The 13,604-nt window shown below is 58.7% G+C and carries 10 protein-coding genes; all 10 read right to left on the reverse strand.

The window, feature by feature from the left end; genetic code table 11:
* Positions 1–54: 54 nt before the first annotated feature.
* Positions 55–1,176 carry a phosphate ABC transporter substrate-binding protein PstS gene (gene pstS, locus OZX71_RS07080; RefSeq protein WP_277160684.1) on the reverse strand — a complete coding sequence of 374 codons (1,122 nt, stop codon included), beginning with the start codon at positions 1,174–1,176 and terminating at the stop codon, positions 55–57.
* Between the two features lie 351 nt (positions 1,177–1,527).
* Entirely contained in the window at positions 1,528–2,220 is a 693-nt protein-coding gene (mtnN, locus tag OZX71_RS07085) for a 5'-methylthioadenosine/S-adenosylhomocysteine nucleosidase (protein WP_277159810.1), read from the reverse strand.
* A gap of 139 nt (positions 2,221–2,359) precedes the next feature.
* Entirely contained in the window at positions 2,360–3,625 is a 1,266-nt protein-coding gene (locus OZX71_RS07090) for a 3-deoxy-7-phosphoheptulonate synthase (RefSeq protein WP_277146248.1), read from the reverse strand.
* A gap of 280 nt (positions 3,626–3,905) precedes the next feature.
* Positions 3,906–5,045, reverse strand: a complete 1,140-nt coding sequence (locus tag OZX71_RS07095) for a 3-deoxy-7-phosphoheptulonate synthase (RefSeq protein ID WP_277159811.1) — start codon at positions 5,043–5,045, stop codon at positions 3,906–3,908.
* 103 nt (positions 5,046–5,148) lie between these two features.
* Complete coding sequence (locus OZX71_RS07100; protein WP_277159812.1) at positions 5,149–5,346, reverse strand: hypothetical protein; 198 nt, start codon at positions 5,344–5,346, stop codon at positions 5,149–5,151.
* A 570-nt stretch (positions 5,347–5,916) separates the two neighbouring features.
* Complete coding sequence (locus OZX71_RS07105; RefSeq protein ID WP_277159813.1) at positions 5,917–7,254, reverse strand: C1 family peptidase; 1,338 nt, start codon at positions 7,252–7,254, stop codon at positions 5,917–5,919.
* Between the two features lie 213 nt (positions 7,255–7,467).
* A complete protein-coding gene (locus OZX71_RS07110) occupies positions 7,468–9,276 on the reverse strand; it encodes a cell division protein (RefSeq protein ID WP_277159814.1) in 1,809 nt (602 codons plus the stop codon).
* A gap of 197 nt (positions 9,277–9,473) precedes the next feature.
* Positions 9,474–10,187: a pyroglutamyl-peptidase I gene (locus OZX71_RS07115; RefSeq protein WP_277159815.1), complete on the reverse strand. Its 714-nt coding sequence runs from the start codon at positions 10,185–10,187 to the stop codon at positions 9,474–9,476.
* Between the two features lie 114 nt (positions 10,188–10,301).
* Positions 10,302–11,540, reverse strand: a complete 1,239-nt coding sequence (locus OZX71_RS07120) for a polyphenol oxidase family protein (RefSeq protein WP_277159816.1) — start codon at positions 11,538–11,540, stop codon at positions 10,302–10,304.
* Between the two features lie 382 nt (positions 11,541–11,922).
* Positions 11,923–13,413 carry a U32 family peptidase gene (locus OZX71_RS07125; protein ID WP_277160685.1) on the reverse strand — a complete coding sequence of 497 codons (1,491 nt, stop codon included), beginning with the start codon at positions 13,411–13,413 and terminating at the stop codon, positions 11,923–11,925.
* Between the last annotated feature and the right edge of the window lie 191 nt (positions 13,414–13,604).

Below are 13,604 nucleotides of genomic sequence, written 5' to 3' on the forward strand. Positions count from 1 at the left end.
TAATTCCGTTATTCAGTTATTCGTATATTCAATTCTTCATCTACAAGTACCAAACTATTTTGTCTGTATCGTATTGACGGATTTCAAAGCCCTCTGCGTCAATGCTCCACCAAGAGCGGCCGAGCCGGTGTTGTCCGCAGCCACTTTCTGGCCGCTGTCGCTCAAGACATAACCCAACCAGTCACGCACGAACAAGCCGGTTTTCGCGTCTTTGTAAGCCGGGCACGCCACTACGTACGAGGAGGAGACCACCGGATAGTCGCCTGCACTATCCGTGGCATAGTCCACGTTCACCACCACGCGTTTGCTCCCCTTGGGCATCGCGCGCAACGGCGAGGCGTTGACGGTTTTCGCAGCGGCATCAGCGGCGGGCGCGACGTAATCGGAACCTACTTTGACGCTGACCGTGCCGAAATTGCCGGCCTTGGCGAGGTCCGCGTAACCGATGGTGCCGTCGGCCTGGCCGATGCTGCTGACCACGCCGTCGGTGCCTTTGGCGGCCTGACCGACCTCGTTCGGCCAGTTTTCCTGCGGATCGTGGCCCCAGTCGTTCGGCGCGGCGGCCTTGAGATAGGAAGTGAAATTATTGGTCGTACCGGACTTGTCGGAACGATGGACCACGGTGATCGGCGTGGCAGGCAGGCTCACCTTGGGGTTTTCGGCCTTGATGGCCTCGTCGTTCCACTGGGTGATCTTCCCGTCGAAAATACGCGCGATGACGCCGGCGTCCATATTCAGGTGCTTGCCCTGCCCTGAAATGCCTTTGAGATTGAATACCACCGCAATCGGGGAAACGTAAACGGGAACGTCGAAAGCGCTGCCGGATTTACAGACGCTTTTGGAGAGCTCCACCTGCTCTTCGTTCAACGGGGCGTCGGTCCCCGCCCAAGCGATGGCACCGGTCAAAAACGTGGAGACCCCGGCACCGGAACCGGAAGGGTTATAGGCGATTTTCGCATTGCGGTTTTTGCCTTGGTACGTGGCGATCCACGCTTCCACGGCACCCTGCTGTGAAGAGGCACCGGCGCCATGAAACTCGCCGGAAATGCCGGAATTCTTGCCTTTGGTGGCTCCGGTGGTATCAGCTGGGGTATTGTCACCGCAAGCCGAAAATGCCGCCATCATCGCAAACGAGGAAACAACAGCGATGAGGCGCTTACACGTGGTGCTGTGCATGATGTTGCTCACGGTTTTATTATGACAGATGGTCTGCCGAGGGCCATTAGACACTTGCGTGATGCTTGGTTGGGCTTTTGGCTTTGGTCGCCGACCAATCGAAAGTTGGGCCTCCGACCTCGCTTTGAAATCAGAACCGACCTTTTCGCTTTTTGGTAGGGATTTATTGACCGTAAATAGTGGCATTATGTTATTTTTATCGTATTACATAACGGCCAAATTATTGAGCCACAGCCGACCAACCATCCGGTAAACCACCGACCTTTTCTCGCCGGAATCCTTCGAATACGGGAAATCCGAGCCTTTGCTTTTCTCATTGGGCGAACAAGGCTCGGAATGATTGACGAACGATTACAGCCTGGTGACGATGTCGACGGCGAGGCGGGCGGCGGTGTCGGCGTATTCGGAAATATCGAATTCCTTGAACTGCTCGTAATCGGTGTCGGCCTCGTCGGAAAGCGCACGGATGACCAAGGCGGGCACATCGTTGCGGGCGGCGACATGGGCCACGGCCGCGCCTTCCATCTCCACCGCGTCGGCGTGGGTCTTTTCGGCGACCACGGCCGCAGCCTCGGGAGTGCCGATGAAATTGTTGCCGGAGGCGATGACCCCGGTCATGTGGTGGATGCCCATCTCGTCAAGTGCTTTGTCGGCTACGTCGAGCAGATGCCGGTCGCTGTGGAATTCCTCGGTTTCCGGCTTCCACTGGGCGATCATGCGCATATCGGAATCGAGGTAGCGCAGCGTGCCGCCGAGCACGATGTCATCGATGTGCATCGACTTGTTGAGCGAGCCGGCGATGCCGGAGAAGATGACGGCGTCGGGATGATAGGCGTCGACGAGCGCCTGGGTGGTGGCCGCGGCGTTGACCAGGCCCATGCCGCCCACCGTCGCGGCGACGGTGATTGGCTCGCCGGACTTGGAGGTGAGCGTGCCGACGTTGATATCGAGGCTCGCGGTCTTGTTGTGCTTCACGCCGTCCAGGGACTTGGCGATCAGCGCGACTTCCTCCGGCATGGCTCCAATGATGGCAACGGTCTTCATAGTTCCTCGGTTTCTGTGTTTTTGAGCGACGTTATTTTCGTATAAAGCTGTTTTCAATATATTCAGACACGGATATGACATTGCGGACGGGATTGTGTGCCACAAAATGCCATATCCTACTCCCTCACGATTGTACCGTTCAGGCACCTCGACGGACGTCCACGGCGTTGGCAAGCTCGCGCAGCAGCCGTTGCGTCTCGGGCCAGGCGATGCACTTGTCGGTAATCGACTTGCCATACTCCAGCTGTGAAAGCGGGGCCGCAGGCTGGTTGCCGCCGGCGATAAAGCTCTCCATCATCAGCCCGGTGATATCGGGCTCGCCTACCGCGATGCGTCCGGCCAACTCGCGCGCGACCTCGGCCTGACGAATCTCGTTCTTGCCGGAATTGCCGTGCGAGCAGTCGATGATGAGTCCATGGCAGGCGGCGGAATCCGCCGGCATTTCGCTGCGGATGGAATGCATGGCCTGGTTGACGGAAGCGGTGTCGTAGTTGGGGCCGTGCGAGGAGCCACGCAGCACGACGTGGCAATCAGGGTTGCCGAGCGTCTCGACGGCGCTGGCGCGGCCGAGGTGGTCGATGCCGAAGAACGTGTGCTGTTGGGTAGCTGTATAGCACCCGTCGATGGCGGCTTTCACCGAGCCGTCGGTCGCGTTTTTGAAGCCGATGGGCATCGACAGGCCGCTGGCCAGCTGGCGGTGAATCTGCGACTCGGTGTTGCGCGCGCCGATCACGCCCCAGCTCACCGCGTCCGAAATGTATTGCGGGCTGGTCGGCTCCAGGAATTCCGTGGCCGCGGCCACGCCTTCACCCAGCACGCCGATCAGGGTCTTGCGGGCCAGCAACAGGCCCTTCTTGATGTTGTGGCTGCCGTCGAGGTCCGGGTCATTGATCAGACCTTTCCACCCCACCGTGGTGCGCGGCTTTTCGAAGTAGACACGCATGACGATAAGGAGACGGTCGCCGAGCTCGTCCTTCATCTTGGCCAGACGGTGGGCATAATCCAGCGCGGCGGCGGGGTCGTGGACGGAACAGGGGCCGGTGATGACCAGAAGCCTGTCGTCTTTCCCGTACAGGCAATCGCGGATTTCATTGCGGGAACGAACGACCAGATCCGTGGCCTCGTCGCTCAACGGCATGCTGGAAAGCACGTCTGCCGGGGTGGGCAACGGCTCGAGTTCGAAGACGCGGCGGTTGACGATGCGGTTGACCCCGGCCTCGTCCTCCCAGCGTTTGATGCCTTTGACCTTCAGCGGGTTCTCGCCGTTTTTCAGCGCCTTTTCGAAGGCGGCGCGATTTTTGGCGTCGCCGATGCTTTGGTCAGTCTGAGCCTCTGCATTGCAATCAAGTCCGTTACCATTGTCGGACGTCGACGCGCCCTCAGCGTCGTGTAAAGTCGAACCCATATTCATTCCCCCCACTTATTGATTGCCGGTTAAGCGTTATTCGCGTTCCCGCATCGCACTATAACCACTATCGACGGTGGCATATGCGGTTTCATCATCCCTGACTTCAAGAATAGGCCACACCACAGCCTACGCCTATAAGCCACTCGCCATGATAACGATGCGATGAAAATCAGCGAAAAGCGCTTTAAATCGTGACTATGCTCGCATGTTCAATCGAACAAGCGATGAAAATCAGCAAAACGACGTCAAAACGCTGATTTTCATCGCATCTAAGCCGTCATTCGCCATCGAGCTTGCGACGGGCGGTCACGGCATCAGCGAGAGTGTGCAGCAGCTCGTCGGTGCGGTCCCAGGAGATGCAGGAATCGGTGATCGAACGGCCGTAGACCAACTGGTCGAGCGGAGCCGGCGACTGGTGGCCACCGCGGATGTTGCTCTCCATCATCACGCCGAAGATGCCGGGCTCGCCCTTGGCCAAGCGAGCGGCGATCTCTTCGATGACCTCGGCCTCACGCACCTCGTCCTTGCCGCAGTTGCCGTGGGCGGCGTCGATGACCAGGCCGTGCTCGCTCGGGCCGGTGACCTTCGACTGCTTCAGCGTCTCCAGCGCCTCGGCCACGGACTTGGCGTCGTAATTGGGCCCGGAATTCGAGCCGCGCAGGACGATATGGCAATCGGGATTGCCCTTGGTCTCCGCGGAAATCACACGTCCGTCAAGGTTGATGGAAAGGAAATGATGCTCGCTGGCGACCGCATAGCAGGAATCCGCCGCGACCTTCACCGAGCCGTCGGTGGAGTTTTTGAAACCGATGGGCATCGACATGCCGCTGGCCAGCTCGCGATGGACCTGGCTTTCGGTGTTGCGAGCGCCGATGGCGCCCCAGCTGACCATATCGCAGATATATTGCGGGGTGATCGGATCGAGCCATTCGGTGGCGGCGGGCAAGCCTTGGTTCAGCACGTCGGCAAGCACCTTGCGGGCCAGATCCATGCCCTTGCGAATATTGAATTCGCCGTCGAGGTCGGGGTCGTTGATCAGGCCCTTCCAGCCCACGGTGGTGCGCGGCTTCTCAAAATAGACGCGCATCACGATCATCAGGCGGTCTTTGAGTTCCTCATTGGCCTTGGCCAGACGCCCAGCGTAATCCTTCGCGGCTTTCGGATCATGAATCGAGCAGGGACCGACGATGACCAGCAGGCGGTCGTCGCGGCCGTGCAGGATATCGCGGATCTCCTGACGGGATTTCAGGACCAGATCGCTCATCGGCTTGGTCAGCGGCGTCTCCTTCAGAAATGCGCGCGGTGCGGGAATCGGGTCAAGCTGGCGGATATTGACATCCACGGTTTCGGGGTAAACGGCTTCCTCGCTAAATCGCCGTGCGTCCTCAGAACTTCCAGGCCCTCGCATAATCGCCATGATTCCCCTCCTCTTGCTTGATGTGAATATTATTCCGCTGCTGCCTTATGCCGCAACAGGGTGCTTATTATAATCGATTGAACAGTGTAATACCGCCGAATAGTCACTTATTGACTTTGGCTCCGGTCCAACGTACCAGCGCATAAAAAATAATCCCGGCTATCACTGCTTTGACACCAGACGGCACGAGTACATTGGCATCCTCGATGCCGGCAAGCACGCCGATGACATCGATGACAAACATAATCAGCGCGAAAACAAGCGCCCAAACAATCGGATGATTCAAAAAATAATGTCTCATTGACCTACTCCTTTGTCTGCTCAATGTTAGGCGGCCTCGCGCTATGCGAGCGCTCTCCGAGTACATATAATCGTCAAACAAAAACTTATTCAACGACCTTCGAATGGTTACCTGAGACCGGAAATCTCCGGCCTCAGGCGCGTATTGTCCAGAAACAGCCTACAAGGCTGTTTCTCTAAGGCTAACGCGCAGGCCAACGCTCTCCGAGACCTGCAATTAGAGAATCTCGCTAACGCTCGATACTCAATTCTACTGGAGGCCGCTGTGAAGCGACCTCCAGCGCTCTCGCACGAAAAGCCCACAGGGCTTTTCTTACGCGAGAGCGCCTAATTAGTCAACAATCATATCTAACTCAACCAAGCGCCAACTGGTTTCCTGAAACCGGCAGGTGCCGGTTTCAGGCGCGTGTTAGCTGCAAACAGCCCACAGGGCTGTTTGCCTCAAGCTAACGCGCCCATACTAATCATTAAGAAAAAAGCGACTCAGTCTTGAGCCAACTCGTTACCTGAGGCCAGAAATCCCTGGCCTCAGGCGCGTATTGGCCGAAAATAGCCCACAGGGCTATTTTCCTCAGGCCAATGCGCCCATTGGGTCCCATGCCGGGAGCATGGTGGCGGGCTCGGTGAGGGCGGCCTGGTAGTCGGCGGGAAGCATCGACTTCGGGACGGCGACCTCGTAGACGTACTCGGTGAACCAGTCGTCGGCCATGGTGAAGTATCCCTTGTCGGCGACCTTGCAGCCCCAGGAGTTCTCGACGCGCCAACGGTTGGTGGTCGTGCCGTCGTCGGCCACGTCGACGCCGACGAACGCCATCGCGTGGTTCATCGCGGAGTCGCCGTAACGCACGCGGTCTTCCTTGCTCATATCGAAATCGACGTCGTAGACCTTGCCGTACTCGTAAAGGTCAGTGGCCCAGGCGCCGTTGTCGCGGTCCATCATCGGATGGCAGTCCGCGCCGAACCAAGCAGGCGTGCCCTGCTCGGAGAGGATGCGGCGCACGCAGTCCTTCATGAACTGGTTAGGCACGTTCAGGTACTCGGTCGCATCTCCGCCGACGACGTTGCCCAAGTGCTCGATGCCGATCTTCTTGCCCTTGGCGTGCTCGGCGCGCGGGTCGTCGACGAGGCAGACATAGTCCTCGAGGTGTGCCGGGCCGACATACTTCTTCCAGAACTCGACCGGTGTGATCTCGCCATCGCGGTGGAACGCGCCATCCTTGTCTCTCCACTCCCAGTCGAAGCTCTTCGGCGGCTCGCCTAAGTGAATGGTGAGCATGCGATGGCCGGCCTCGACGCCCTCATTGACGATCTTGTCGATCGCGGACGGATCGGCGTACATGTGCGCCACGGCGGTGTGCAGCATACGGCGCAGCTGCGTGTTCATCTCACTGGTGTTGGTCGACGAGGCGGTCTCCGGGAAGAAGTCCTTCGGCACGGCGCCGTACTTCTTGTAGATGTTCATGGCCATCGTCCACTGGCCGCCGTCACCCATCACGTCGGCAAGCAGGTGCTGCATAAGCTGGGAGTCAGCGGGTTCGCCGGCGCGCACCAGATCGGCGACGTCACGCAGGAAGTAGTTGATGCGCTCGAGCTTGTCGAAGTACATCGCATAGTTCTGCGAGAACTCGAACTGCTCGAGGTTGAGGTTGCGCTTGGCCACGAAACGCGCCACGTTCAGCGAGCTGAAGAGCCAGCAACGCCCGGAACGGTTCTGGTTGGTGACTTCGCCGTTGTCGACGGTCACCGAGAAACGACGCTGAAGCCTACGGGCGCGGTCGTAATTGTGCGCCACCGGGTTGATGCCGGAAGTGGTGACGGCATTCATGGCCAGCGTGTTGACGGGTTTCGCTTCGAAATCGTCCTGCAACTGCCCCAGACGGTCGGCACTCAGCGGCTTCATTTCACTCATTAGACAATGCTCCTTTGGTTGGTTTACTTTCCACCATATTCCATGCGCTGTATCCGACACGCGAATTGCAATCCGAGGTATCGCGAAGCCTTGGAATCAAACGTCATCAATACATATGAAGGAACTGGACAAGAAATCTGGTCGAGAAAATACGAAAGTGCGCCATGACCCAATCGCCACAGCGCACCCAACCGTTATGCAAAACGGGTAAGACTACCGCCTCGCAGGAGCCCCGCCGGCAGGCTCGCCGCCTTCAGGGAAAATGACATCATCGCTGTTGACACGGTTCTGATTATTGGCCGCAAACCTTGCGTTGGCCGGTACCCCGCCATTGATCGGCGCATTGGCAGCAGGTGCGGCAGGCGCATCACCGACCGAAGGATTCTTTTTCGAAGCGTTATTCACCAAATTGGAAAGCTGTTGCATACCGCTTCTGGGAGCGGGATCCTGCTCGGAATCCGAAGCATTGCGCGCCTGCGCCTGTGCCTGAGCCTGAGCCTGTTGACCACCATGTTGCTGCGGGACCTGGGCCGGCTGCTGCACCGGGGCTTTGACCGCATGATTACTAGGCGCGTAAGAGGCCGGCATCTGCACAGCCGCAGCAGGAGCCTGGCCTGCACCGGTAGCGTTGCCCGAGTTCGGGCGCGCCTCGCCTTGGTCTTCGGGCTCGCACTTTTGGTCTTGTTGCTGGTCTGCCTGCGCGGCATCGTCGAGATCGTTGGCTACGGCATTGACCACCGGAACGTTGACCCCGGACTTCTTGTCATCGGCAAAACCGAATCCGGAGAACGCATTGGTGAACATCGAGCGGAGCTCGGTGACGCGCTGGGTGATGGTCGATTCGCGCTCCTGGAGATCCTTGATGCGCTTGGCGAGCCCATCAAGCTCGCCCTGTGCGGCCTTGCGCCGTTCCTCGACGCGAGCCTCGGCGTCTTTCTTGGCCTTGGAGATAATCTCTTCGGCTTGCGCGTCGGCTTCCTGACGCTTCGAAACCGTATAGCTGTCGGCCTCGTCCCTCAGATCCTTGGCCTTGGAGACCAGGCTGTCCGCTTCCTTCTTGGCCGCGGCGCGGCTCTCTTCCAGCTGCTTCAACAGATCGTTGACCTTGCTGGTCGCCTCTTCCTGCTGCTTGGAGATATCAGAACGAATCTGCTCGACTTCGGCATTGACCTGGCTCAAGGTCTTGGTGCGCTGGACTTCCGCCTCATCGGCGATGCCCTGAGCCTTGGCCTTCGCGTCATCGGTGATTTCGGTCGCCTTGCGCTGGGCCTCGGTGGTCATGCGGGAGACCTGCTCACGCACGTTGGCGAGTTTCTTGTTGGCTTCGCCCAGAGCGGTCTCGATCTGATCGCTGGCGTCACTCTTGAGCTTGGCGACTTCGTCGTTCGCGGCCTTGCGCTGTTCGGCGACCTGCTGGGTGGCCTTGGCCTTGAGCTCGGCGATTTCGCGGTCCTGCTTGGCCTTTTCGCTGGCGAGACGCTTGTTGTGCTCCTCGCGCGAATTGGTCAGTTCGATTTCGATGGTGTCGCGCTGCTCGGTGACCTTCTTGGCCGTCTCTTCACGCAGTCTGGTGGCATCCTGCTTGGCGGAAGTGGTGATCGACTCGGATTCGGTCTGCGCCTTGGCCAGGATGGTGGCCGCCTTCGAATTGGCCTCGTCGGTGATGTGCTGCGCATCGAGCTTGGTGTTGTTGATCAGGGTTTCCGCCTGATGCTGGGCCGCAGCGCGGGTGCTTGCGGCATCCTGCTTGGCGCGGTTGACCAGTTCCGTGCTGGTCTGCTCGGCGCTGGCGAGCATCTGCTGGGCATTGGCTCCCAACGAAGCGAATGAATTGCCCTGCGACGCCTTCTTCGCGTTCTTCTTTTCCTCTTCAAGCTGCGCACGCAGTTGCAGAATCGCCTGGTCACTGGAATTGACCTGTGCACGCATGCGATCGAGCGTCTGATGCAACGAAGCCAACTCCTGGTCTACCTGCTCCTTGTTATACCCGCGCAATTCTGTCGTGAAGCGGTCGTCCGCCATAGTGATTCCTTTCGCCTTGCGACCTAAAGCCACAGTTTTTGAAAGCCGATACATACTATTGGCTCATTGTAGTGTATTTTTCAAGAGATTTATGCCGAAACGTCGCTAATCCACACAGACACCACGCGATTCGGAGTGTCCGGATTCTAACGGCTGCCATCGAGGATGGGCCCAAGGCGGCAGCCACTTGAAAATCTTCAGGCCATGAGGATGTTCGATGACGTCGGCTCGAGGAAGTAACGAGCGGTCTGTCGCACCACCACACGGCATGCCTCCACCTGCTGGTTGAATGTCAGACCATGTTGCGGATGGGGTTCCTCGTTGATGATCGGGAGGCTGACGAATCCGGAAAGCACTTTGTGCTGGCCCGTCGTCCATTTCATCAGATTGTAGAAAAGGGAGTTGCAGACGAACGTGCCCGCGTCCGAGCTCAAGGCCGAGGGAATTTCCTCCGAGGCAAAATTATCGAGGATGGAACGCAGCGGAAGTTTCGTCCAGAAGGCGGCAGGGCCGTTCGAAGCGATCGGCTTGCGCGAAGCCTCGTCCGCAGGTTCGAACGGCAGGCCCGTCATCTCGCCGGAAATCGTCGTACGGGCGGTGTCGATGATGTTGTTGGCGCAGCGTTCGAGCAGAATACCGCGAGCCGCGGCTTTGAGCCCCGTGGCAATGACGATATCGGGATGCGTGGCCTGAAGCGTTTCCTTGAGCAGAGGCCAGCACTCGTCGACGCTGATCGGCAGATCGACGGCGTTGATCGATATATCCACGTCCCGTAAGAGGTCATCGCCCTCAAGGCCGGAAGCGTCGCCAAGCCCATCGTCCGCGAGCGCATGCGGCACCACATGCGAAGGGTTGCTTTTGATCCCTTCGTAAGGGTCGAAACCGGAGATGACAACGTTCAAGTGTTCCATGCTCTCCAGTCTAGCGCGGAGTGTGGCGCTGGTTATTTTATAGGGATTTCTATCCGTTTATAATTCTGGCATCAAGAGATTTCGGATATCCCGTGAGGGTTCATTCCACAAAGATTATTCCCGTACGATCAGCGCGAGCAGACGGCCTTCGTGCGATTTATGCGCAAGGCTCGCACGACGATGCGAGTAGAAAAGCGGGTTTTCGAGCGTGCACAGGCTGTGGCGCACCTGGCCGATACGCTCCGAAAGTTTGGGGCTGCCCTCGCCGTCGACGGCACACAAGGCGGCAAGTTCCGCGTCCTGATCGAGGTATTTCGTGGCGGCGCCGACACGTGGGGTCGAGCTGATGACATTGTCCGCCGGTATGCCGGCCTTGGCGAGCTCCTGCAGCGCGGCTTTGGCGATGTCGATGCCGGGGCCGCCGAAGCGGGTCAGGGTGAAGGTCCCCGGGAACTGCGCGTCGAATTCGTCGGCGATTGCTTCGCCCACTTCGTAACAGTCGCCGCAGATGCAAGGGCCGAGCGTGGCCACGATGCGGTTCGGATGCGCACCTTCGGCCACCATCAGATCGACCGCGGCGCCGATGACCCCGCGTTGCAAGCCCTTCCGCCCGCAATGTGCCGCACCGATGACACCCGCCTGCGGGTCGGCCAGCAGCACGGGCAGGCAGTCGGCCGCGAACATGCCAAGCGCCACACCGGTTTTCGCGGTGACCTCGGCGTCGGCTTCAAGACGCGGGTAAGCGGTCGGAGAGTTCACACCGGCTTTCGCTGCGTTTGAAGAAGATTGATTATTGTTGGCGATATCAAAGTTTGATGTTTCAGCCTTTGCCACCATTGTGGAACCATTGCCGGATACGGATTCGCGGATTTCGACGCACGTCTGGGTTCCCATGATTTCAGCGCCGTCAACGGTGTCGATTTCCTCAGCATCCTGTTCCACCGTCAGTTCACCGGTAGCCGCCGCGGATACGTTGCCGTGGCGCTGACCGGAGTCGATAATCGTGCCGGAGAAATCGCAACCGTACGGTGCGTTGCGCTCGAAAAACGTATCGACATCAACGACCTTGCCCGAATGAACCTGCGCCACCAATGAAAGCGGAGCCCCGACGGCCTTGGCCAACGCCACGCGGTTCGCCTGAACTGCGGACGGGCTGTCTCCGGATTTGCCGCCAAGGTTGAGATTGCCCCAATCGCCGGCGCTCAAACCGCCGAGCCGCGTGGTGTAGACGACCTTGACACCTGGCGCCAGGTCGATGGGAATCGTGACGGGAATGGGATTGCCGAATGTATCCGTCGATGGAATGGCATTGCTATTGAGAATCGTGCCATCTTGGTTTGCAGTTTCACTCATGCCGCCACTTTATCGCAAGACACACTCCGATATCAATGCAGTTGAAGTCCAACCTCACGGTCCTCCTCATGAATGTCACCACTCAATCGCCCCATTTCGACCATCTTGGTGCACCAAGACACCCCAAACGAGTGGAAAAGTGTGAATTCTCCCTTAAAAGGTCATCTTGGTGCACCAAGATGCCCCAAATGAACAGAAAAATGTGAATTTCCCCCTTAAAGACCCATCTTGGTGCACCAAGATACGAATATTCGAGAGAATTGATACCGTATTGTCCCAAAACCGGCAACTTGGTGGCACCAACATGGCCAATAACGAGGGTTAAGCGTTCATTACAGTTTCAGCGGCACACGTTAGCGACAGCCAGAGGAGAAGAAATTCTCTATTCAGCCTTGAGCGTGCGCTGCTTGGCACGCGAGCGAAGCATCGAGTGTTCGGGCACCGCGAATGGCAACGGCATCGAAAAGACGTGCGCAGGATTGTTGATTTCCTCGACCGGATTGCCGTCGGCGTCTTCCATGCCACCTGCCGCGACCGTATAATCGACCGGCTCGCGTCCCGGAATCAGGAATTCGATGAGCTGGCCGGGCTCGATCTTGTTGCGGCTCATCAGGGTGAGGCGCCGCGCGGCAGCGTCGTAGCCGATCACCTCGCCGACCACCAGCCAATCGCGGAAGTAACCACCACGATCCGTATTCTGGCCGGCCTTGTGCTCCGGGTAGTAGAAACCGGTGGAATAGTCGCGGTGCGAGACCTTATAGGGTTCGTCCTTGAGCCATTGCGGCAGTTCGACGTGCTCGGATTCGCCGTCCCCTTGCGCTTTCGTCGCCTCAGCACCCACCAATGCCGGTACGACCGCGGTTACCGTCGTCTTGGCCGCGGCCTCGGCGCCGGCACTGCGCACACCGTGGAAACCGATGGAACCGCTGGATTCGAGCTGACCGACCGCTTTGGTAACGCGTACAACGTCGGAACGACGCACCATGTCGTGCAACGGCTTCAAGTGATTGCCGTCAGCGTCCTCGAAACCGCGCTGCACCATATATTCATTGACCGCGCACTTGTAGGCATTGGTGATTGCCGCTACGTAATACGCACTCTTGGCCCGCCCCTCGATCTTGAGACTCGAGGCGCCGGCGTCGATCATATCGTCGACATGCTCAAGCATGCACATGTCCTGCGAGTTGAAGAGGAAGGTGCCCTCGTCGTTCTCCTCGACCGGGAAGAACTGGCCGGGGCGCTTCTGCTCGACGACGCTGTATTTCCAGCGGCAGGGCTGGGAGCATTCGCCGTGGTTGGCGTCGCGTCCGTTCATGTAGTTCGAGATGAGGCAGCGCCCGGAGAATGCCATACACATCGAGCCGTGCACGAAGGTCTCGATATCCATATCCTCGGGGATGTTGGCACGGATGTCGCGGATGGCCTGCAGATCGAGCTCGCGGGCCAGCACCACACGGCGCGCACCCAGTTCGTAGAGCGCGTTGGCGGCAAGATAATTGGTCACGCCGGCCTGGGTGGAGACGTGCAGCTCGAGCTGCGGGGCGATGGAATGGGCGGCCATCAACACACCGATGTCGGTGACGATCAGCGCGTCGATGCCGGTGGCGGCGAGGTGGGCGATATAGGTCTTGATATCCTCGACCTCACTGTTGTGCGGCAGGACGTTGCAGGTCACATACACCCTTGCCCCACGCTCGTGGGCGTAGGCGGCGCCAACCTTCAGATCATCCATGGAAAGGTTCTTCGGGGCCGAACGCATGCCGAATTCCTTGCCCCCGCAATAGACGGCGTCCGCACCGAAGTCGATGGCCGTCTTGAGACTTCTGAGGCTGCCTGCCGGCGCCAGCACCTCTGGCCTGCGCCGCCGCACCATCCTCGTCTGGATCGGCTTGTTTCCATTGTTTCCGGCCATTACATCATCCTCATTATTCTCATATTCGCCCAACCGCACCGTTTCAGTCTAGACCAACGAGGCCACGGCAACATGCGATATAACGTCACAACCTCAAGAAGCATCCTGTCATACACCGACCGTGGAGGTCGTACACACGAGTAGGAATCAAA

This window comes from Bifidobacterium sp. ESL0764, assembly GCF_029395515.1.
Classification (GTDB): Bacteria; Actinomycetota; Actinomycetes; order Actinomycetales; family Bifidobacteriaceae; genus Bifidobacterium.